Origin of the sequence: Actinoplanes oblitus, from assembly GCF_030252345.1 — a bacterium.
Taxonomy (GTDB): Bacteria; Actinomycetota; Actinomycetes; order Mycobacteriales; family Micromonosporaceae; genus Actinoplanes; species Actinoplanes oblitus.
In genome coordinates, this window is the sequence record NZ_CP126980.1 from 5017730 (window position 1) to 5038406 (window position 20677).

General features: G+C 72.6%; 25 protein-coding genes and 1 pseudogene. 9 read left to right on the forward strand and 17 right to left on the reverse strand.

Annotation, left to right across the window (positions count from 1 at the left end; translation table 11 throughout):
* Window positions 1–10: 10 nt before the first annotated feature.
* Window positions 11–235, reverse strand: coding sequence for a hypothetical protein (locus Actob_RS22495; protein WP_284913761.1), 225 nt, complete (start codon window positions 233–235; stop codon window positions 11–13).
* Complete coding sequence (locus Actob_RS22500) at window positions 232–1050, reverse strand: helix-turn-helix transcriptional regulator (protein ID WP_284913762.1); 819 nt, start codon at window positions 1048–1050, stop codon at window positions 232–234. The genes Actob_RS22495 and Actob_RS22500 overlap by 4 nt, the downstream gene beginning before the upstream one ends.
* Window positions 1051–1078: 28 nt before the next feature.
* On the opposite strand from Actob_RS22500, the gene Actob_RS22505 reads away from it, so the two are divergent.
* The gene (locus Actob_RS22505) at window positions 1079–1888 is read left to right on the forward strand and encodes an SDR family oxidoreductase (RefSeq protein WP_284913763.1); all 810 of its coding nucleotides are present in this window, start codon (window positions 1079–1081) and stop codon (window positions 1886–1888) included.
* Window positions 1889–2052: 164 nt separating this feature from the next.
* Here Actob_RS22505 and Actob_RS22510 read toward each other — a convergent pair whose 3' ends face one another.
* Window positions 2053–2382, reverse strand: coding sequence for a hypothetical protein (locus Actob_RS22510; protein WP_284913764.1), 330 nt, complete (start codon window positions 2380–2382; stop codon window positions 2053–2055).
* Window positions 2383–2486: 104 nt separating this feature from the next.
* Between Actob_RS22510 and Actob_RS22515 the strand changes: the two genes are divergently transcribed.
* Window positions 2487–2789: a hypothetical protein gene (locus Actob_RS22515; RefSeq protein WP_284913765.1), complete on the forward strand. Its 303-nt coding sequence runs from the start codon at window positions 2487–2489 to the stop codon at window positions 2787–2789.
* Here the strand turns inward: Actob_RS22515 and Actob_RS22520 are convergent.
* Both Actob_RS22520 and Actob_RS22525 read right to left on the reverse strand, forming a co-directional pair.
* Window positions 2746–3672: an ATP-binding protein gene (locus tag Actob_RS22520; protein WP_284913766.1), complete on the reverse strand. Its 927-nt coding sequence runs from the start codon at window positions 3670–3672 to the stop codon at window positions 2746–2748. The genes Actob_RS22515 and Actob_RS22520 overlap by 44 nt on opposite strands.
* 156 nt (window positions 3673–3828) lie before the next feature.
* Window positions 3829–4578: a GAF and ANTAR domain-containing protein gene (locus Actob_RS22525; RefSeq protein WP_284913767.1), complete on the reverse strand. Its 750-nt coding sequence runs from the start codon at window positions 4576–4578 to the stop codon at window positions 3829–3831.
* A 307-nt stretch (window positions 4579–4885) separates the two neighbouring features.
* Between Actob_RS22525 and Actob_RS22530 the strand changes: the two genes are divergently transcribed.
* Window positions 4886–5611: a GAF and ANTAR domain-containing protein gene (locus tag Actob_RS22530; RefSeq protein WP_284913768.1), complete on the forward strand. Its 726-nt coding sequence runs from the start codon at window positions 4886–4888 to the stop codon at window positions 5609–5611.
* Window positions 5612–5616: 5 nt separating this feature from the next.
* Window positions 5617–6762, forward strand: a complete 1146-nt coding sequence (locus tag Actob_RS22535; RefSeq protein WP_284913769.1) for a GAF domain-containing protein — start codon at window positions 5617–5619, stop codon at window positions 6760–6762.
* Here Actob_RS22535 and Actob_RS22540 read toward each other — a convergent pair.
* Both Actob_RS22540 and Actob_RS22545 read right to left on the reverse strand, forming a co-directional pair.
* The gene (locus tag Actob_RS22540) at window positions 6720–7808 is read right to left on the reverse strand and encodes a GAF domain-containing protein (protein WP_284913770.1); all 1089 of its coding nucleotides are present in this window, start codon (window positions 7806–7808) and stop codon (window positions 6720–6722) included. The two genes, Actob_RS22535 and Actob_RS22540, sit on opposite strands and share 43 nt — an antisense overlap.
* Window positions 7809–7870: 62 nt before the next feature.
* A complete protein-coding gene (locus tag Actob_RS22545; protein WP_284913771.1) occupies window positions 7871–8095 on the reverse strand; it encodes a hypothetical protein in 225 nt (74 codons plus the stop codon).
* Between the two features lie 145 nt (window positions 8096–8240).
* Between Actob_RS22545 and Actob_RS22550 the strand changes: the two genes are divergently transcribed.
* Entirely contained in the window at window positions 8241–8837 is a 597-nt protein-coding gene (locus Actob_RS22550) for an HD domain-containing protein (protein ID WP_284913772.1), read from the forward strand.
* Between the two features lie 11 nt (window positions 8838–8848).
* Here Actob_RS22550 and Actob_RS22555 read toward each other — a convergent pair whose 3' ends face one another.
* The 6 genes from Actob_RS22555 to Actob_RS22580 are packed head-to-tail and all read right to left on the reverse strand — an operon-like array spanning window position 8849 to window position 13908.
* Entirely contained in the window at window positions 8849–10369 is a 1521-nt protein-coding gene (locus tag Actob_RS22555) for a hypothetical protein (protein ID WP_284913773.1), read from the reverse strand.
* A gap of 57 nt (window positions 10370–10426) precedes the next feature.
* Complete coding sequence (locus tag Actob_RS22560) at window positions 10427–11176, reverse strand: SDR family NAD(P)-dependent oxidoreductase (protein WP_328518385.1); 750 nt, start codon at window positions 11174–11176, stop codon at window positions 10427–10429.
* Entirely contained in the window at window positions 11167–11298 is a 132-nt protein-coding gene (locus Actob_RS22565; RefSeq protein ID WP_284913774.1) for a hypothetical protein, read from the reverse strand. The genes Actob_RS22560 and Actob_RS22565 overlap by 10 nt, the downstream gene beginning before the upstream one ends.
* The gene (locus tag Actob_RS22570) at window positions 11295–12119 is read right to left on the reverse strand and encodes a fumarylacetoacetate hydrolase family protein (RefSeq protein WP_284913775.1); all 825 of its coding nucleotides are present in this window, start codon (window positions 12117–12119) and stop codon (window positions 11295–11297) included. Before Actob_RS22570 ends, Actob_RS22565 begins: the two co-directional genes overlap by 4 nt.
* Window positions 12116–12934, reverse strand: a complete 819-nt coding sequence (locus Actob_RS22575; protein ID WP_284913776.1) for an amidohydrolase family protein — start codon at window positions 12932–12934, stop codon at window positions 12116–12118. Before Actob_RS22575 ends, Actob_RS22570 begins: the two co-directional genes overlap by 4 nt.
* Entirely contained in the window at window positions 12931–13908 is a 978-nt protein-coding gene (locus Actob_RS22580; RefSeq protein ID WP_284913777.1) for an aldo/keto reductase, read from the reverse strand. Before Actob_RS22580 ends, Actob_RS22575 begins: the two co-directional genes overlap by 4 nt.
* Before the next feature lie 117 nt (window positions 13909–14025).
* On the opposite strand from Actob_RS22580, the gene Actob_RS22585 reads away from it, so the two are divergent.
* Window positions 14026–14679, forward strand: coding sequence for a GntR family transcriptional regulator (locus Actob_RS22585; RefSeq protein WP_284913778.1), 654 nt, complete (start codon window positions 14026–14028; stop codon window positions 14677–14679).
* Window positions 14680–15003: 324 nt separating this feature from the next.
* Here Actob_RS22585 and Actob_RS22590 read toward each other — a convergent pair whose 3' ends face one another.
* On the reverse strand, window positions 15004–15210 hold the full coding sequence (locus Actob_RS22590; protein ID WP_284913779.1) for a helix-turn-helix transcriptional regulator: 207 nt from the start codon (window positions 15208–15210) through the stop codon (window positions 15004–15006).
* Between the two features lie 318 nt (window positions 15211–15528).
* Entirely contained in the window at window positions 15529–16677 is a 1149-nt protein-coding gene (locus Actob_RS22595) for a monooxygenase (protein ID WP_284913780.1), read from the reverse strand.
* A gap of 81 nt (window positions 16678–16758) precedes the next feature.
* Here Actob_RS22595 and Actob_RS22600 point away from each other — a divergent pair.
* A pseudogene (locus Actob_RS22600) lies at window positions 16759–16986 on the forward strand (cation transporter); the annotation flags it as partial.
* Window positions 16987–17127: 141 nt separating this feature from the next.
* On the opposite strand, the gene Actob_RS22605 reads toward Actob_RS22600, so the two are convergent.
* Together Actob_RS22605 and Actob_RS22610 are read right to left on the reverse strand one after the other, a co-directional pair.
* Window positions 17128–17694: a GNAT family N-acetyltransferase gene (locus tag Actob_RS22605; RefSeq protein WP_284913781.1), complete on the reverse strand. Its 567-nt coding sequence runs from the start codon at window positions 17692–17694 to the stop codon at window positions 17128–17130.
* An 834-nt stretch (window positions 17695–18528) separates the two neighbouring features.
* Window positions 18529–19569: a cation diffusion facilitator family transporter gene (locus tag Actob_RS22610; RefSeq protein WP_407653381.1), complete on the reverse strand. Its 1041-nt coding sequence runs from the start codon at window positions 19567–19569 to the stop codon at window positions 18529–18531.
* A 128-nt stretch (window positions 19570–19697) separates the two neighbouring features.
* Here Actob_RS22610 and Actob_RS22615 point away from each other — a divergent pair, with 128 nt between their 5' ends.
* Together Actob_RS22615 and Actob_RS22620 are read left to right on the forward strand one after the other, a co-directional pair.
* A complete protein-coding gene (locus tag Actob_RS22615; RefSeq protein WP_284922369.1) occupies window positions 19698–19949 on the forward strand; it encodes an ArsR/SmtB family transcription factor in 252 nt (83 codons plus the stop codon).
* A 16-nt stretch (window positions 19950–19965) separates the two neighbouring features.
* Window positions 19966–20673 (forward strand): sulfite exporter TauE/SafE family protein, encoded by a 708-nt coding sequence (locus Actob_RS22620; protein ID WP_284913782.1) that lies wholly within the window; start codon window positions 19966–19968, stop codon window positions 20671–20673.
* Window positions 20674–20677: the final 4 nt, after the last annotated feature.

Here is a 20677-nt window from a genome sequence, read left to right on the forward strand (position 1 = left end):
GGGCTGGCCGTCAGCCCTCGGCCAGCGGGCTGAACTGCAGGCCGGCCAGCCGCCAGTCGCCGCCGTGGCGCACCCAGGTCTGGCTCGCCCGCACGGTCAGCTCCATCGGCTGGCCCTGCCAGGCCGAGCGGCTGCGCTGGAAGTCGTCGGCCAGCAGCGAGCGCAGGGTGGCGGTGTCGGCGTGCAGCTCGGCCTCGTCGAAGGCCCGGACCAACCGATCGGCGTCGAACGTCATGACCGCTCCAGCTGCCGGAGCCGGTCGGCGGCCGGGCTGCCCGGCGGGGCCGTGTACAGCACCAGCAGCTGGTCCGGTTCGCCGGGCAGGGTCAGGGTCTCGAACGCCAGGTCCAGCTCGCCGGCCACCGGGTGACGCAGCAGCTTGGCGCCGAACCTCTTCTCCGCGACCCGCCGCTGCGCCCACAGCTCGGCGAACTCCGGGCTGGCCGCCGACAGCTCGTCCACCAGGGCGGCCAGCAGCGGGTCACCCGGGTGACGCCCGTTGTCGAGCTGCAGGTAGGCCACCGTCTCGGCGGCGACCGCGGCCCAGTCGCGGTAGAACGTGCGCGCCGCCGGTTCCAGGAACGTGTACCGCACCAGGTTGACCGGGCCGGTGAAGCCGTTGACGGCGGCGGCCAGCGGGTTCCAGGCCAGCACGTCCAGCCGGCGGCCCACCACGAACGCCGGCACCTGCCGCATCATGTCCAGCGCGGTCCGCATGCCCGGACGGATCCGCTGGGCCGTCTGCCGGGTGGCACCGGCCGGCCGGGCCAGGTTGAACAGGTGCCGCCGCTCGACGTCGTCGAGGCCCAGCACCCGGGCCACCGATTCCAGCACGGCGTCCGACACGTTGCGCCCGCGGCCCTGCTCCAGTCGCATGTAGTAGTCCGGGCTCACCCCGGCGAGCTGGGCCAGCTCCTCGCGGCGCAGGCCGGGGACGCGGCGGCGGCCGTACACCGGCAGGCCGACCTGCTCGGGCCGGATGGCCGCACGCCGGGCACGCAGGAACGCGCCGATGCCGGACTCGGGGATGGAAGTGGAAGCGACAGCCACCGCCCGATCCTAGGTCTGCCAGACCTAGGTGACGACGCGCCCCTGCCTGACCCCGGCGCGCTCGGCGACGCTCGACGGCATGAACAACTACGACCTGCACAGCCGGACCGCCGTCGTCACCGGAGCCGCCAGCGGCATGGGCGCCGCGACCGCCGCCCTGCTCGCCGCCGGCGGTGCCCGCGTCGCCCTGCTGGCCCGGCGCCGGAACCGCGTCGAGGAACTCGCCGCCAAGATCGAAGCCGCCGGCGGGACGGCCCTGGCGGTGACCGCCGACGTCACCGACCAGGCGGCCGTGACGGCGGCCGCCGACCGGATCGGCGCGACGCTCGGCCCGGTCGACCTGGTGGTCAACGCGGCCGGCGTGATGCTGCCCAACCCGATCGGCGAGGCCCGCCGCGAGGAGTGGGCCCGGATGATCGACACGAACCTGACCGGTGCGCTGGACGTGATCAGCGCCTTCCTGCCCGGCCTGCGCGCCGCCGCGGCCGCCGGCCGGCCCGCCGACCTGGTGAACATCTCCTCGATCGGGGCGCACGTGCTGTTCCCGAACTACGCCGTCTACTCGGCCACCAAGGCGGCACTGACCCAGCTCTCCGCCGGGCTGCGGGCCGAGCTGGGTCCCGAGAGCGTCCGGGTCACCAACATCGAACCCGGCCTGACCGACACCGAACTCGGTGGGCACATCGACAACGGCGCCCTGTCCGGCCAGCTGGACGCGATGTTCCAGGCGCTGCCGGCGCTGAGCGCCGACGACGTGGCCGACCTGATCGGGTACGTGACCTCGCGTCCCCGGCACGTCAACCTGCGCCAGGTCATCGTGCTGCCCACCCCGCAGTAGCCGGCGATCGGTCGAGCGCCGTCACCCGGTCGCGCAGCTTGTCGGCCCGCTGCCGCCGCCCGTCCCGGCGGCTGGCGCCGGGGCGGGTCGTCACCCCGCCGGAGGCCACCCACGACGGCCGGAGTCCACGATGTCGTGCCCGCCACGCGGGCATGGTGGTGAGGTCAGGCACGCTTCTCCTGGGAGGCGCGTACCGCGGCGATCGCCTCCTCGCGGGTGTCGCCGAAGTGCAAGGGCACGAACTGGCCGGTACCGGACCGCCCGCACCTGACGAGGATGCCCGCCACCAGGCCGCCGCGCGGCGGGTCCCACGTCACCAGCGGGGAGAAGCGCGCCTCGGCGCCGGAGGCGGCAGTGGCGTCCGCCACCTTCTCCGCGGCGACCACCTCCGGCGACGGCTGGTCCGACATCCAGCCGAACACCCGGCCGGCCCGCACCTCGTTGCCGTCCTGGGTCGCGCACCACAGCGGGTACGCCTGCGGAATGACCGACACAGCGACCTCCCCGTCCTCGTCCCGTCATTCTGCGGCACAGCGGCAGGCCACCTGGCCGGTATCCGGACACCCGCGGCTAAGCTCCGGTGGTCGAGGGGAGCGGTATGACGGACGTGGTGCGGACGCTGCGGTGGTGCGGTGCGGCAGCCGTTGTGGTGTTCGGCGTCCTGCCGGCGGTGATGCTGAGCCTGCTGGTGGCCGGCGGGCACACCCCGCGCTCGGTCGGGCTGCTGCTGATCCCCGGTGTCGGGCTGGTGGTGTGCGCGCTGATCTGCGCGGTCCGCGGCATCACCACCGCCGATCCCGACGCCGGCGCCCAGCTGATGCGGCGCGGCATGGCCTTCGTCGCCGGCGCCGACCTGATCATGCTTGGTGGCAACGCGCTGATCCGGATGGCGACCAGCTGACCTCACCGGAACCGCGACGCGGGCTGGAGAGGCCCGCCGGTGGCGACAGGGTGGCCCAGACGACCTTGCCGCCGCGGGCCGGCAGCACGCCCCAGGCGTCGGCGGTGGCGTGCACCAGCAGCAGGCCCCGTCCTCGTTCGCTCAGCGCGCCCGTCCCGCCCTGGCCGGCCGGATGATCCAGATGCGGGTACCGGGTGTCGGCGTCGCGGACGGCCAGATGCAGCAGCTGGTCGCGGCGTGACACGGTGACCACGAGGTCGGTGCCGGCGTGCTGCACGGCATTGGTGGTCAACTCGGACATGATCAGGCCGGCGTCGCGGCGCATCAGGGGCAGTCGCCAGGCGTCACAGGCTCGGACGACGAGACCCCGGGCGGCCGGCACCGAGATCGGCTCGGGGCGCAGCCGGACCTGCAGCCGGTGACTGTGCGGCGGTCGTACCGATGTCGCTCGGCGCGCATCCGGCAGGGTGGTGAAGATCGGCGGCCGGTGCACGTCGTGATGTCGCAACCGGTAACTCAGCATCGTCTCGGCCGGCAGGCACAACACGATCTGGACCGGCACCGGCCGCAGGCGCGCCGCGCGCACCGTCGTCATCCAGAACTGCCTGCTGAGCCCGTGCTGGTCGGCCAGGTGGTGCAGGTCGATGATGATCGTCGCGACCGGGCCGGCCAGGCAGAGGTGCAGCACGCCGGTGACCTGGCTGCCGAGGTCCGGTGACCACTGGCCGTGCACTGTCATCTCGACCACCGAGGTGCTCGCGTCGGCCGTGACGCCCACCGCTATGCCGCGCCGGCCGGTCGCGGTGGTGACCAGGTACGGCGGCTGTGCCGGGTGCGCCCGCCGCGATGGGCCGGCGGCGGCAGGATGAATCGGAACGGTCACAGCGGCTCCAGGGCGCACGACGGGCGGTGCGCTGCCGAGGTCTGGAGCAGCGGACGGTGATGACGGGGCATCGCCGATGGCTCAACGGTACGCCACCCGGCCCGCGAGCGCCGGATGGGAACGACCCGTTCGTGGCGCCGGCGACGGGACCGGCCGTTACCGCCGGCGCCCGGATGGCGGGCCGGTCAGGCCCGGGATGGCCGAGCGGCTGGTCACCACGGTGCGGGCGACCTCGGCCAGGCGCAGGTTCCGGTTCCGCGCGTACGCGCGGATCGCAGTGAACGCGTCGTCGACGCTGATCCCGCGGGCCTGCGCCACGACTCCCTTGGCCTGCTCGATCGCGACCCGGCTGTCCAGGGCGTCCTGCAGCTGACCGGCCAGCACCTCGCCGCGGTGGATGGTGCGCTGCTGGAGCAGCCCGATCGTGGCGATGTCCGCCAAGGCCTGCATGACCGGTATGTCGGTTCCGCTGACGTCGCCGCCGGGGTGCGTGCCGAAGACGTTGAGCGCGCCGATGACGTCGGACCGCAGGCGCAGCGGGAAGGCGTGCACGGAACGGAAGCCGGCCGCGGCGGCCCGCGGTGCGAACCCCGGCCAGAGGCCGGCGGCGGTGTCCAGGTCGACGTTGACGACCGGCCGGCCGGTCCGGAACGCCTCCAGGCACGGCCCCTCCTGGGCCTGCACCTGGAAGACCTCGACCAGCCGGGCACTCTCGTCGGAGGCGGCCAGGAACGCCAGTTCACCGCCCTGGTCGGCCAGCAGCACGCCCACCGCTGCCGCGTCCACCAGGGTGACGGCCCGGTCGGCCAGCATGGTCAGGAACTCCAGCACCTCGAACTCGGCCACGAGCGTGTCGGCGATCTCGACGAAGATCGCCGCGAGGCGTTCGGAGGAAACCGATGTCATGGACGTGCGTCCCCACCGTCGTGGCGCGATCGCTGGCGTTTCGACCCTTTCACGAGGGGGCGACCGGCGCATGTCGTGGCCGGCGCGGTCCGGATCTGCAACCGATCGTGGCGCTGGCCCGAAGTGCCGTCGAGGCGGGTCCCTGTGATAGGCGTAGGCTAAAGGGTAATCTGCCGCAACCGGTGGGGGGCCGATGGGATGCCGGCGAAATCTGCTTCCGGTCCGAAGCCGCGCCACAGTCCGCCGGGCAGGTTCGGAGGTTGGGTCATGGTCACATCCTGGTACCTGCGCGTGTCCGGGGCCGGCCGTGATCGATGTGGATGACCCCGGCCATCGGCTGCAGGTGGAACAACTGTTGGCGGCGTACGGCCTGGATATCGACGGCCTGTGCCGCGCGTGCCTGACCGGTCTTCCCGGCATCGGCGGGGTCGGTGTGACCATGATGACTCCGCGAACCCAGCAGGTGCGTTACGCCAGTGACGCGGTGAGTGCCCGGGTGGAGCAGCTGCAGTTCCTGCTCGGCGAGGGGCCGTGCCGGGACGCGTACGCGACGGCGGGCCCGGTCCTGGCCGATGATCTGCGCGCGCCGATCTGGCTCGAGCGGTGGCCGGCGTTCGCGCCGGCGGCCGTCATGGCCGGGGCGCAGGCGGTGTTCGCCCTGCCCTTGCGCGTCGGCACGACCGGCGTGGGCGTCCTGGACCTGTACCGGGACAGCCCGGGGGAGCTGGCCGGCCGGACGCTGACAGACGCCCGGGTGCTCGCCGAGGCGGTGGTCGAGCTCATCCTGGTCGAGACCGTGGCGTACGAGGACGGCGACAACCCGGCGGGTGCCGGCGATCGCCTGCTCCAGGGAGCCGCCGTGCATCAGGCGACCGGCATGATCAGTGTGCAGGTGGGCGTGCCGGTGGAGGACGCCTTGGCGCGGTTGCGCGCGCACGCCTACGCCACCGGGCGGGATCTCGACGAGGTGGCTGCCGACGTGGTGGCGCGGCGCCTGAGGTTCGACAACCTGACCGACGACGAAGACAGGTGACCCCGGTGAACGCAGCGCAGGACCCGGCGACGTTGGACCTCTTGGCGGAGTTGTCCGATGCCCTCGTCGCCGACCTCGACGTGGACGGACTGCTCGAACGCATCACGCACCGGTGTATCGAGCTGCTCGACGCCCAGGCCGCGGGGGTCATGCTGGCCGACGATCGTGGCGTGCTGCGGCTGCTGGCGGCCGCACCGGAGTTCACCACCTGGATCGACCTGGTCGAGTCCGCCCCCGCGCCGGCCACCTGGAGCTTCGCCACCGGCCTGCCGGTGACCGACGCGGACCTGGACATCCCCGATCCGCGCTGGGCGGCCTTCGCCCGTCAGGCTCGCGAGGGCGGATTCCGGTCGGTGGCGGCGCTGCCGATGCGGATCCGTGGCGAGGTGATCGGGGTGTTGAGCCTGCTCCGCCACCGCGCCGGGTGGCTCACCCCGGAGCAGCTGAGCCTGGCCCAATCGCTGGCGAACGTGGCCACCGCCGGGCTGCTCACCCAGCATGATCAAGGCTACCGCGCGGTCCTGGCGGCGCAGTCGCAGCGCGTGCTGAGCGGCCGCGTCGCCGTCGAACGGGCCCGGGGCATCCTGGCCGAGCTGCTCGACATCGGCGTGGACACCGCCCTGGACGAGCTGCGCCGCCACGCGTCCCGGACCGGACAGGGCCTGAGTGCCGCAGCGGACCAGGTCGTCGCTAGCGTGCCGCTCGCCCGGGAACTCGCCGCCGGCCCACCGATGCTGCTGGTCCACCGCATCACCGTGGACACGCTGCCCGAACTGCGCGCGCTGGTCCGGCAGCGGATCGCCGACGCCGGCCTGTCCGGGTCCGCCGCCGACGCGTTCCTGCTCGCCGTGCACGAGGCCGCGGCGAACGCCGAGGAGTACGCGGTCGGCGGCCGGCTCTGGCTCTGGCACCACCGGGGCAGCGTGTGGTGCGAGGTCAGCGACGACGGCCCCGGCCTACCCGTGGATTACCGGGACCGTACCGACTCGCCCCGCCCCGGCGACATGCGGCACGCCGGCCTCTGGCTGATCCGCCGGATCTGCCCGGACTCCGAGATCACCAGCACGCCGCAGGGGACCCGCTTGTTGCTGCGCCAGCCGTTACCGGGTCACCCCGGCACGCCGTTCACCCCCGGGGACGCCGGCGGGTAACCGAGAAGCGACGCCGTGTCGGTGATCTGCATGAGCATGCGCACCACGCCGGAGGCCGCGACCACGCTGACCGTACGGCCGGTGACGGTGGCATGCTCCCGCAGGTCGAGCAGGACGCGCAGGCCGGTGAGATCGCAGAAGCGCAGCCCGGTCAGATCGAGCTCCAGGGTTGTCACCGGCTCGTCGAGCAGGGCGGTCAGCCGGGTCGGAACGTCGATGGCGAGGGGGGCCGCCAGCTCGCCGTTCAGGGCGACCACCATCGTGGCGCCGATGGGCGGCCGGGTGGTGACGTGTACCCCGGCGCCCGGAACCGGCATCACCGTGGCGAGCACCTCGGTCGCGGTCGTGGACAACGTCGCGTTCCTGGCGGCGGCCCGTTCCCGCAGCATGCGGCGGGCCTCCGCGGCATCGCCGCCGTCCCACGCCATCAACGCACCGAGCGCCCGCTGAATGGTGACCCTGACCTGCAACGCCCGCCCGAGACCGACGAGCAGCTGCCGCGCGCCGGCGTCGTCGCACGCCTCCAGCCCGCTCTCCGGCACCTGCTCCGCGGCGAAGACGGCATGCACCCCCGCCAGCAGGCCGGCCAGCGCCGACGGCTCCCGTCCGTAAAGGTTCAGCACGCCCACCGGGATGCCGCCGCCGGCGAACAGCGGCACCGACACCGAGGTCCGCAGCCCCAGCTCGGTGGCCTGGCGGTAGAACCCCGGCCACGCCATCGTCGCGGCGATCTCCGGCACGCCCACCGGCTGGCCGGTCCGCGCCGCCTGCACACACGGTCCGGCCTGTTCGGCATGCTGCGCGTCGTCCACCGCCCGCGCCAGGTCGCTGCTGGCCGCCACGGTCGTGTAGCCGGCGCCGCGCCACGCCGTGATGGATGCGTAGAACACCCCGGCGATCGTCTCGGCGGCCGACGTCGCGATCTCGACGAGGAGCGCGTCGACGGCCGGCTCGTCGTCAGGTGTCTCGGCCAGTGACACCACCGCCCCGGCCAGCGAATCTCGCACGTCGTCGCTCGACGCGGCGGTTGGCTCCGAATCGCTCATCCTACTGGCCGCCCCTCAGTGCGGACTCTGCCGGCTGCCGCCGGCCCGGAAACAGGACCTCGTCACAGCACAGCACCGCGAGGTGCCACCTCGAGCGCGGCGACGCCTCGGCCGTAGAGCACCACGAGCCGATCACCGTGTGCGGTACGCAGCACTCCCGCGTCCCGCGCCAGAGTGGCGATCACGTGTTCCACCAGTTGATCCTCGTCGGATATGTCGCCGTCGGCGTACGTCAAGTCCATCCGTTCGCCGCCGATCAACCGCACGCGTAGCACCGTAGTGGCCATGCATAGAAGCTAGGCCGAGCCGGGCCGGGATGCCACGTACTCGATCGGAGGCGCGCCCCGCGACGGGGCCGCCACCGCCCGGCCGGGCCGGGAACCGGGCCTCGCGGGTGCGTGCGGACCGGGGCCGGATGAGATCATCGACGGTGTGTGGATCCCAACCGACGAGGAAATCAGGTCGCTGCACGAGCGGGCCGCGCCGACGCCGGAGGCGTTCGCGTCGGTGTACACGCACTGCCGGATCGTCTGCCGGATCGCCGAGCAGCTGCTCGACCGTCTCGGCCTCGGCCTGGACCGGGAACTGGTGCGGGCCGGCTGCCTGCTGCACGACATCGGCGTGTACCGGCTGTACGACCGGGACGGCGTCCTCGACTACCCGAACTACATCCGGCACGGCCTGCTCGGCCACGAGCTGCTGGCCGCCGAGGGCTTCCCCGAGGAGCTGTGCCGGTTCTGCTCCTGCCACACCGGCGTCGGCGTCACCCGCGCCGACGTGCTCGACCAGGGCCTGCCGCTGCCGCCGGCCGACTACGTCCCGGCCACCGGCGAGGAGACCCTGGTCATGTACGCCGACAAATTCCACAGCAAGAAGAACCCGCCGGTCTTCGTGTCGGCGGCGGCGTACACGGCGACCGTGAGCCGTTTCGGCCCGGACAAGGCGGCCCGCTTCACCGAGCTGGTCGCCACCTACGGCGAGCCGGACCTCGCCCCGCTCGCCGCGGAGTACCGGCACACCATCGTGTGACGCAGGCGCGGTCAGCGCTTGCCCAGGCGCCGGTCGACCTCCTCGGCCACCCGCCGATTCAGGTCGGCCAGCTGCTCGTCGGTGTACTTGGTCAGGTCGCCGGCCGCCTCGGTGGCCCGGGCCCGCTCCTGCTGCTGTTTCTGCTGCTCCAGGCGTTGCAGCTCCTGCTCCTCCGGTGAGCCGGGTGCCGCGTACGCGCACCGCACCAGCGCTCCCTCGGCGGTCCGCAGGCAGGTGGCCTCCCGCCCGTCGATCTGGCCGCGGCCCTCCACCCGGTAGCGGATGCTCTGCTCGCTGCCCACGGTGGCCGTCCAGGTGCTGCCGCCGGTCGGGATGACCTCGAAGACGCGGTCGTCGTTGTAGCAGCAGACGTCCCGGTACTCGGCCTTGATCAGCGCCACAATGGCCTGGGGGGAGGACCACGTCGGGTTGAGCCGGTGCACGGTGAGCCGGGCGAGTCCCGGGCCGGTCTGCCGGGTCGGCACCATCGACACGGCCACCACCGAGCTGGCCTCGCCCTGCGGGGTGAGCGGAGTGACGTACGCGCTGCCCGCCCCGTCGCTGTAGCGCAGCGTGAACTCCGAGTTGTTGCCCTCGTTGGCGCCGTCGTCGGAGGCGTCCCAGCCGGAGCGGTCGAACCACCAGTCGGCGAAGCCGCCGAGCCCGGCGGTGGCCTCGCGCTGCCGTTTGGCCAGGCTGATCGGGTACGTCGGCCCGGGCACCGCGGCGGTGTCGGTGGTGATCCGCAGCTGCCCCGTCCGCCCGTTGTAGAGCGCGACGCCGGCCGGCCGCTCGGTCACCGTCAGGATCCCGGCCTGGCGTTTCAGCGGCACCACGACGATCGGGGTGTCGCCGTCGCAGTACCCGTAGACGTCGCGGGAGTCGAACCGGACCCACCGCCGCTCCGCGGAGATCCGGCGCCCGAGGTTGTGGGTGAACCAGCCACCGACCCGCGCCCCGGCCGCGTCGAGGTCGAAGGCGCAGCGCTGCGACGTGCGGCCGTTGCTGCCCAGCGGCACCTGCTGGACGACGTTCACCTCGTAGCCGGAGAGCCAGCCGCGCCGCTTGACCAGTGTGCCGAACCGGTCCAGGTCCGGCAGGTAGGTGATGTCGGAGACCTCGCCGGTGACGTCGCCCAGGTTCGGCGCGGTCTGCGCCTTGCCGACCAGGTAGGGTGCGCGGGCCGCGAGGCCGGGCACCGGGTCGTCGACCACGCTGATCGCGGTGGCGTAGTCCCGGTCGCGCAGGTACGCGTCGTACACCAGCCAGCCGATCCCGAGCAGCAGCCCGGCCACCGCGCCGAACCAGGCCAGCCCGGTGAGCGCGGCCCAGCGCCGTTCCCGGCGCCGGAACTGCACCGCGCCGACCAGGTGCGGCACGGCGGCCGCGAGGATGACGAGGGCGAGCAGCACCAGCCACGGGCTGAGCTTGCGGAGCTCCCACACGACGACGGTGGAGGCGTAGGACGCCCACCAGACGAACAGGGCGGTCAGAAGCCCCAGCGGAATCACCCATCGCAGCGCACGCACCATCGGCTCCCCCTCGTGTCGGCATCGGAGATTCCGAGTCTGCGGCACCGCGTCCACACGCTACCGGGACGGCAGGCGCAGCCCGGACATCCCGCCGTCGACCGCCAGCGACATCCCGGTGGTCGCGCCGGACGCCGGGCTCACCAGGTACTGCACGGCCGCCGCCACCTCGTCGGCGGTCACCAGCCGGCCGGTCGGCTGCCGGGCGGCCAGCCGCGCCTTCTCGGCGTCCGGGTCGTCGGTGCGGGCCAGCAGCCGCGTCACCCACGGTGTGTCCACGGTGCCCGGCGCCACGCAGCACACCCGGATGCCCTCGCCGACCAGGTCCGCCGCCATCGCCAGGGTCAACGCGTGCACCGCGCCCTTCGACGCGCCGTACAGCGCCCGTTCCACCAGGCCCGCCGTCGCGGCGATGGACGACAGATTGACGATCACCGGGGTGCGGGAGCGGCGCAGGTAGGGCAGGGCGGCGCGGCTGGCGCGGGCCACGCCGGTGACGTTCACGTCGAGCACCCGGGCCCACTCCGCGTCGTCGTTGGCCTCGACGGTCCCGACCGCCGAGATGCCCGCGCTGTTCACCAGGATGTCGACGCCACCGTGCGCCTCGGCCAGCCCGGCGAACGCCGCCCGCAGCGACGCGGTGTCCCGCACGTCGGTCTTCAGCGGCAGGCCGGGGGAGTTGGCCGGGTCGAGGTCCAGGATGCCGACCTTCGCCCCGGCGGCGGCCAGCCGGCGGGCGCACGCCGCGCCGATGCCCGAGCCGCCACCGGTGATCGCCGCGACCAGACCGTCCAGATCTCTCATCGCCATGCCTCGCCTTCCGGGTAGGCGTACCGGGCCGGCGACTCGGGACGCGTCGGGGTGAACCAGCCCGGCGTGCCGGGCGCCGGGTCGAGCAGGTCCCCCGGTTTTCGGTACGCCGCGATCCTCATCCCTTGACCACGCTGCGCTGACGGCCCAGCCCGTCGATCTCCATCTCCACCACGTCACCGGCGGCCAGGTAGGGGAACCGCCCGCTCAGTGCCACTCCCTGCGGTGTCCCGGTGTTGATCAGGTCGCCCGGCTCCAGCACGGTGAACTGGGAGAGATGCCAGATCAGGTAGCCGACGTCGAAGATCATGTCGGCGGTGCTGGAGTCCTGCCGGGGCGACTCGTTCACCCAGGAGCGCAGCCGCAGCGGGAAGCTCAGCTCGTCCGGGGTGACCAGCCACGGCCCGAGCGGGTTGAACGTCTCGCAGGACTTGCCCTTGGACCACTGCCCGCCGGAGCGGTCCAGCTGGTAGTCGCGTTCCGACACGTCGTTGGAGAGCACGTAGCCGGCGACGTGCTCCAGCGCGGTGGCGGCGTCCGGGATGTACCGGGCGGTCCTGCCGATCACCACGCCCAGCTCGACCTCCCAGTCGGTGCGCTTGGAGGCGGGCGGGATGAGGATGTCGTCCTCCGGGCCGACCACGGTGTTCGGTGCCTTGTAGAAGACGATCGGCTCGGCCGGCGGCGGGGCCCCGGACTCGGCGGCGTGCGCCGCGTAGTTCTGCCCGACGCAGAGCACCACGCCGGGCCGGGCGATCGGCGGGCCGATCCGGCGGTGGTCCAGGTCGGCCGGGGGCAGCTCGGTCGGGTCGCCGGTGAAGCCGCCGGCGGCCAGGAAGGCACCGTCGATGTCGGCGGTCACCTCGGACAGGTCGCGCAGCATGCCGCCGGCGTACAGCACCGGACGTTCCGCGCCGGGTGCGCCGATGCGCAGGTACCTCATTGCTGCTCCAATCGGTAGACGCGAATCGCGGTGCGGCCGAACACTTCGCCGGGGCGGCCGCCGAGGATGCCGGTCAGGACGGCGGCGACCTCCTCGTACGTCGCCACCACCTCGCACACCGGCCAGTCCGAGCCGAACATCAGCCGGTCCGGGCCGAACAGGTCGAGCGCGGTCTCCACGAACGGCCGCAGCAACGCCCGGGTCCAGCCCGGCCCGGCCTCGGTGACCAGCCCGGAGATCTTGGCCGTCACGTTCGGGCAGGCGGCGACCGGGGCGATCAGCTGCTTCCAGCCGTCCAGGTCGCCGAACGGCGGCTTGCCGAGGTGGTCGAGGACGAACGGCGCGTCCGGCAGGGCGGCCACCGCGCGGGCCACCGCGGGCAGCTGGGAGGCGCGTACCACCAGCTCGTTGACCAGGCCGGCGTCGGCCACGGTGGCCAGCCCGGCACGGATGCCGGGCTGGTCGAGCAGGTCGTCCGGGCCGGCCTGCACCTGGTCGCGGATCCCGACCAGGCAGTCGCCGCCCGGCCCGGAGCGGTGCCGCGCCAGCATCGCGCGCAGATCGGGATCGGCCAGGTCGGCCCAGCCGACCACGCCGGCGATCTCCGGGGTGCGCGCCGCCAGGGCCAGGAAGCGGCTGGTCTCGGCGGCCTGGCAGAGTCCGGCCTCGACCAGCACGGTGCGCTGCACGCCGCAGGCGGCCAGGTGCGGCCGCAGATCGGCGACGGTGTAGTCGCGCCGGATCGGGGCCAGGCCGTCGGCGGCCAGCCACGGGTAGTCGGCGGTCCACAGGTGATGGTGCGCGTCGACGATCATGGGTGCGGCACGTCCGCGTCGAGCAGTCCGGCTCTGACCAGGTCCCGCCAGAGCGCGCCGGGAATCTCCAGGGCGGCCATCGCGGCGGCGTCGGCCGCCTCGGCGGCCGACCGCATGCCGATCAGGACCGAGGCGACAGCGGGATGCGCGAGGGGGAACTGCAGTGCGGCGGCCCGCAACGGTACGCCGTGCCGCGCGCACACCTCGGCCATCGCGCGCGCCCGGGCGAGAACCGCCGGCGGCGCGGGACGGTAGTCGAACGTCGCCCCGTCCGCGGGATCGGCGAGAACCCCCGAGTTGTAGACGCCGCCGCAGAGCACCGAGATCCCCCGCCGGTGGCACTCGGGCAGCAGATCGGCGAGCCCGGACTGGTCCAGCAGCGTGTAGCGCCCGGCGAGCAGGAAACAGTCGAAGTGGCCGGTGCGGGCGAACTCGGTGAGCATCGCGGACTGGTTCATCCCGGCCGAGACCGCGCCGATCGCGCCCGCCGCGCGCAGCTCTACGAGCGCCGGGAGAGCATCGTGCAGAGCCGGGCCGAAATGGTTGTCCGGGTCGTGCAGGTGCAGGATGTCGATCCGCTCCAGGCCGAGCCGCTCCAGGCTCTCCGCGTGCTGGCGCCGGACGCCCGCGGCGCTGAAGTCCCACACCCAGGCGGCTCCGGACCGCTCGGCCCAGATGTCGTCGCCCGGGTCGTCGCCGGTGATCAGGCGTCGGCCGACCTTGGTGGCGAGGGTGAACACCGACCGGCTCCGGCCGTGCAGGGCCGCGCCGCCGCGCCGCTCGGACAGGCCCGCCCCGTAGAACGGTGCCGTGTCGAAGAAACGAACGCCCTGCTCCCAGGCGGTGTCGACAGCCACGCGCGCCTCGTCGTCGCCGACCGGCGTGAACAGGCCGGCGATCGGGGCCAGCCCCATGCCGAGGCGGGTCACGGTGACACCGGTGCCGCCCAGCGACACCCTTGCGAACGGATCCACTGCGCGGTCCTCTCGTAGATCCTATAGGATCCGCGTATCTGTCTAATGGGTTTCGATGGGCCAGTCAACTAATGGGTTTCGATGGGCCGGTCAACCTTTCTATAGAGGAAGGTGGATGTGTCCGGGCCGACCCGCCGTTCGGTGCTCAGCGACAACGTGTACGAGCGGCTGAAATCGCTCATCCTGGAGCACCGGCTGGCCCCGGAGGACCGCGTCAACATCGACGGCCTGGCCCGTGAGCTGGAAGTTTCCCCGACGCCGGTGCGCGAGGCGCTGGTCCGCCTGGAATCCGAGGGACTCCTGCGGAAAAGGCCGCTCGCCGGTTACACGGTCAGTCCGCTGCTGACCCGCGAGCAGTTCGACGACATGTTCGACATGCGGCTGGTTCTGGAGACCGCCGCCGCCCGGTGGGCGGCCACCAGGGCCGATGAGGCGGCGCGGGAGGCGCTGCGGGCCGAGGCTTCGCTTTTTTCGTACGCGGTGAGCGCGCCCCGTGCGCACGCCGCGTTCACCGCGGCCGACGCCCGGTTCCACGACCTGGTCGCGACGGCGGCGGTCAACCCCCTGCTCCGCGAGGCGATCGGCCGGCTGCACGCGCACCTCCACCTGCACCGGCTCTATTTCCCCTATGCCGAGACCGGCTCCACCCGGGACGAGCACGGGGTGATCGCCGCCGCCATCGGGGTGGGCGACCCGGACGCCGCGGAGGCGGCGATGCGAGCGCACCTGACCGCTGCCCGTGCCCGGCATCTGTCCGCCTTCGACGGCTGACCCGGGCCCGGCGCGGAGCGCGCCGGGCGATGAGCCTGGTCGTCGTTGTCGGATCGGACGCGGGGTGCCCGGGCCCGGCCGGGCGGTGGTCGGTGTGTCGGGATCTGGTGTGGGGTCGCGACCGGAAGTGGTCAGCCGCCTCCAGGATGCGCGCCTCCTGGGGCGGACGCCGGTCGGGCGCGGGGTCGTGCGGTCGGCCTGGTCCGATTCGGGGTCGTCCAGGGGTCGTGCGGTTGGCCTGGTCCGATTCGGGGTCGTCCAGGGCGGTGGTGCGGGTGAGTTCACGGTCGGCTCGTCGGAGCCGGCGTGCGCATTCCGGCGGGGTCAGGCTCGGGCGGGCTGGCTGCGGTGCAGGCGGATCCAGTCCTCGATGTCCTCGGCGAGCCAGACGCGGCCCTGCTTGAGCTCGGCGATCGGCTTGGGAAAGTGCGTCTTGGCGGTCAGCTGGTTGATCCGCTGCCGGCTCAGCTCGCCGCCGAGCCGGATCTGGATCTCATGGGTGCCCATCAATCGGTGCTTGGTTCGCTTCATACAAGCGACTATAGGCACTGAGCAACTGTCTGATAACCCCAGTGGGCCGGGCAGTCGCGGAAATTCACCGGATAGCTCGCCTCCGGAGCGCCTTGTCGCGCGGCCAGATGCCCAATGACCAGCGAAAGTCCGGCCTTGAGTCGACATGCATCGACAGTCACCGTTTCGAGTGACGCCGGTCGGGCTCGCCGGGGCGGTTCCGAGCGGCGGGGGACCACGTCCGGGTGTCGCGCGGGGTGCGGGTGGCGTTCGGGGGAGGGGGAATGCCGATGGCCGCGCCCGGGCGCGGCCATCGGCGTACCGGAAATTGGTTGTGATCTAGGTGGTGGGGGCGGTGACGAGGATGCCCAGGCACATCTCGTCGCTGGTGCCCTCACCCCAGACGACGTAGCGCGGGGGCAGTTGCCGCAGCTGGGGCAGCATCTTGCGGAGTTTGGCGTCGTGGGTGCAGGTGACCCGGACGGTGTCGCCCGGTTTGACGGCGATCGGCTTGGCCAGCGGGACCAGGGCCTGGTTGTCGAAGTTGTACTGCGGGACGTCCAGGATGGTCTGGGTGCCGGGCTTGCCCGGGTTCAGCTCGATCTTGATGGAGCGGCCCAGCAGGTGCATGTGGCCGGCCGCCATGTAGATCGTCCCGGCCTCCTCGACCGGCTGGTCGCAATGCTGGGTGTCGCCGGCCGTCACCTTGCCCTTGCTGCACCCCTGGACAAGGTATTTCTCCTGCTCGCCGGCCTCCTTGCCGAAGCGGCTGCCGACATCGGCGATGGCGGCGTCGCGGTCGCAGAGCGGGCCGGACTCGCCGGCCGCGCAGGGCAGCTCGATCGGTGCCGGGAACAGCTCGGTGGAGAGCGACTTGAGCGGGGTGGTCGCGGCGGCCACCCGCAGTTTGATGCCGGACTGGTCGGTCTGCCCGGCGGCGCCCGGCTCGAGCAGGTTGTAGTGCACCTGCATGACCAGCTTGCTGCCGGGTGGCATGGCGAAGCCGGAACCGGCCGGCATCAGGGTCTCGCCGGCGCCCGGCGCCCAGTGCGCGACCCAGGCGGTCTGCCCCTGCACGCCGGAGTCGCCGAAGCAGGTCCAGCCCTCACCGGGGGTCTGCTCGTCGACCTTGGCGGCCTCGGTGGCCTGCGTCGGGTCGAGCCGGTAGAAGATCGCGTGGTGCACGATGGCGGCGTTCTGCGGCTGGAACTGGCTGCCGGTGAGATAGGCGTTCTCGGTGAGACCCGGGTCGACCAGGAAGCAGCGGTAGTCGTCGGTGCCGCCGCTCGGGGCCTTCGGGGTGTAGGGCTGCGGGAGCGCCAGGTCGACGAAGCGCTCACCGCCACGGAGTGGTTTGGCCGGTGGTGCGGAGCCGGCGGTGTGCCCGGAGTGCGGGTTCGAGGCGGCCGGCGCGGCGGCCGGGGTGTCGTTGGTGCCACAGGCCGCGACGAGCAGCAGCGCGGCTGCCGGTAGCAGGACTCGCTTCACAGCGCCCTCCCTGAGCGAACTTCGAGACATCCGGAATCGTCCCGATTCACCTTTCGTGATCACATCGGGGATGACCCGGAGATGGTCCCGCAGGGGACGATAGTGACATCGGTCAAATCGCTGAGTGGCAATCTGGCGATCGGCGTCGCGGCCATCACCGGATCCGCCTCCATGCTCGCCGAGCGCGTGCACTCGGTGGCGGACTCGACGAACCAGGTGCTCCTGCCGGTCGGCGGCCGCCGCGCCAAACTTCCCGCCTCGGCCCCGCACCCGTTCGGATACGCCCGGGAACGCTACGTCTACGCGTTCAGCCCGGGCCTTTCAGCGGTTCGTTTCATCGGTCCGGGCCTTTGTCGGTCCGGCTTCATCGGTCCGGGCCTTTGTCGGTCCGGCTTCATCGGTCCCGGGCCTTTGTCGGTCCCGGGCTTCTTCGCCGGTCCCGGGCCTTTCTCACCGGCCCTGGGACAGCACCCAGATCGGGATCGGGGCGGTCGCCGAGGCGATGACCTGCCAGCCGGCCCGCTCGTACATCCGGACGTTCCCCTCGGTGCCGGTCTCCAGGATCGCCGGGAGGCCGGCGTCGGCGGCCCGCTTGAGCCCCTCGGCCATCACGGCGTGCCCGAGGCGGCGTCCATGGTGGTCCGGGTGGGTGCCGAGGACGCCGAGATACCAGTACGGCTGCTCCGGCAGCAGCGTGTGCATCATCCGGTCGTAGGCGTCGAGCCGCTCCTGCACGTCGGCGGGCATGCTCGGCGCGGGTAGCGGGGTGAGCGGGCCGCCGTCAGCGGGCGGTTCCCAGATGGCGACCGCGTTGCCGCCCTCCGCGACGAACACGGCACCCCGCTCGACCCGCTTGTCGAACAGGTGACCGAAGAAGGCGGCCGCGTGCTCGGGGTAGGTGTCGTCGCTGGGGAACAACCATCGGATCACCGGATCCCTGGCGAAGGTGGCGACCAGCGAGGCGACGATTCTGGAGCGATCGGCCGGCGTGGCCACCACGATCTCGGGAGCAATCACAGCTCCCCAGCCTATCGGCGATCGCCGCACCCGATCCTGCCCACCCAACCACCGCAGCCGCCCACGCCCCGGCCTGAGGTCGCCGAGCGGGCCCGCCAGCCGCATCCGACAGTCCCGGCTGGCCCTCACGGTGGTCTCAGCACCCCGGATACCACTGTCAGGCCCAGCCGGTGGTTGTGGCTGGTTTTCACGGTGGTGTCAGCACCCCGGATACCACTGTCAGGCCCAGCCGGTGGTTGTGGCTGGTTCTCACGGTGGTGTCAGCACCCCGGATACCACTGTCAGGCCCAGCCGGTGGTTGTGGCTGGTTTTCACGGTGGTGTCAGCACCCCGGATACCACCGTGAGGACCAGCCGGGACTCAGGGGCGCTCGGGCTTTGGGTGCTGTGGGGGCTATTGGGAGGCCATGACCTGTGGGAACCCGGGCTGGGAGGTGACGCCGGCCAGGGCGCGTGGTTGCTGGCGACTGGCGGGAGTCTGCTGGTGGCGACGCGGGGCTTGACGATCTTGCTCGGGGACGCGCCTACGGCTTCGGCGGTGACGGGACGGCGGGGTTTCGGTGACCAGCGGCGGACCTTGAAGGGTGCGGCGATTGTTTTGGACGCGCAGCGGCCAGATCGCCGTGCCCGGCCCGCGCGGGAGCATGCGGTCCGCACCACAGCGGACGTGCGCATATGAAGGTCTTGATCTTGAAGGCTCCTCAGGATAGGCCGATCCGGATGGCTGTTCGGGAGGTGCTGGTCCGGAGGGCTGTTCGGGAGGCGCTGGTCCGGAGAGCTGTTGAGGAGGCGTCGCTTCGGAGGGCTGCTCGGGAGGCGCCGACTTGGAAGGCTGTCAGGAGGCGCCGATTCGGTGTGAGATGCGCAGGTGGTGCTCGGCGCCCGGATAGGTGGCCGGGTCGACGTGGACGGTCGCCTCGGTGAGCCTGGGCACCGCGTGGGTGAGCTGGTGTTCGGCGTCGGCGGCGATCTCGTGGGCGGCGATCAGGCTGAGGTGCGCGTCGACCACCACGGCGGCCTCGGCGTGCAGGTGGTGACCGATCCAGCGCATGCGCAGGCCGGAGATGTCGCGCACGCCGGGGATCAGCCGCAACGCGCGTTCGGCGCGGTCGACCAGGTCCGGGTCGACCCGGTCCATCAGGCGTCGGTAGACCTCGCGGGCGGCGTCCTTGAGAACGAACAGGATCGCCGCGGTGATCAGCAGGCCGACGACCGGGTCGGCCCAGCGCCAGCCCAGCGCGGCGCCGGCCGCGGCGAGGACCACGGCCAGGGAGGCGAAGCCGTCGGTGCGGGCGTGCAGGCCGTCGGCGACCAGGGCGGCCGAGCCGATCCGCCGGCCGACAGCGATCCGGTAGCGCGCCACCAGCTCGTTGCCGGCGAACCCGGCCACGCCGGCCGCGAACACCCAGGGCAGATGGGTCATCGCCTGCGGCTCGACCAGGCGGCGCACGGCGACGAGCGCCGAGGCCGCCGCGGAGGCGGCGATCACCAGGACGATGACGACGCCGGCCAGATCTTCGGCACGACCGAAACCATAGGTGTACGCCCTGGTCGCGGCCCGGCGGCCGAGCAGGAAGGCGATGCCCAGCGGTACGGCGGTGAGCGCGTCGGCGAGGTTGTGCAAGGTGTCGCCGAGCAGCGCCACCGAGCCGGAGACCGCGACAATGGCGGCCTGGACGCAAGCGGTCAGGGTCAGGACGGCCAGGGAGATCCACAGTGCCCGCATGCCGGCCCGGGAGGACTCCAGCGCCGGGTCGACCTTGTCGGCGGTGTCGTGCGAGTGCGGCGTCAGCCGGTGCCGGAGCCGGTGCCACCACTCCCGCATGGCGGTGCCGCCGTCGTGCCCGTGCCCGTGCTCGTGGTGATGCGTGGCCATCGATGCTTCCCCGCTTCTGTCGCTCGCCCCGACCATAATATGTGCTCATGCACGCACGCGACAACGTTGCAGAAGCCAATGACCTGCAGGAACCTCCTTCGGGCGACACCATCGCCGTGGCAACGACAATGCTTTCGATGCTGGCCGACCCGACCCGCCTGCGGCTGCTGGCCGCCCTGCTCCCGGGCGAGCGGGACGTGTCGGCGCTGACCGCCGCGACCGGCTCGGCCCGCCCGGCGGTCTCTCAGCACCTCGGCAAGCTGCGGCTGGCCGGCCTGGTCCGGGTCCGCCGGGAGGGGCGCCGCCAGGTGTACGCGGTGTCCGGCCCGCACGTCGCCCGCCTGGTCGCCGAGGTCCTGCGCGCGGCGGCGCGGCACTGAGATGACAATCGCCGCCATGCTCGCCGTGGCCCTGATCCTCGGCGTCGCCGCGTGCGCGCAGGTGGTCACCGGATTCGGGTACTCGCTGCTCTCCGTGCCGCTGCTCGGCCTGGTCGTCGGGCCGGTGGACGCCGTGGTCGGCTCCACGATCCTGGTGCTCTTCGTCAACCTGGTGATGGCGGTCCGGGATCGATCGCACGTCAGGTGGGCCGTCGCGCGGACCGTGCTCGTCGCCGGCCTGCCCGGCCTGCCGATCGGCCTCTGGCTGCTGCACGTGCTCACGGCCCGGACTCTCAGCGTCCTGATCGCCGTGGTGGTGCTGGCCGGCACCGTCGCGATCGGGGCCGGGCTGCGGATCCGACCGCGATCCCTGACGCTCGCCGCGGCCGGCCTGCTCTCCGGCGTGCTGACCACCTCGGCCGGGGTGAACGGCCCGCCGATGGCGGCGGTCTTCTCCGCGATGGGCCTGCCGCCGCGCCCGTTCCGCGCGACGCTCGCCGCGGTCTTCGCGGTGGCCGGGCTCGGCGCGGTGGCCGGGTTCGCGGTGACCGGGCAGATCACGTCCACCGCCTGGCTGGTCACCATGGTCGGCGGTCCGGCTGTCGTGGCCGGCTGGCTGGCCGGCGACCGGATCTTCACCAGGCTGACCAACTTCCGCACGGTGGTGCTGTGTGCGCTGGTGCTGGCCTCGCTGACCACGCTGGGCCGGGCCGTCGCGGGTTGACAGG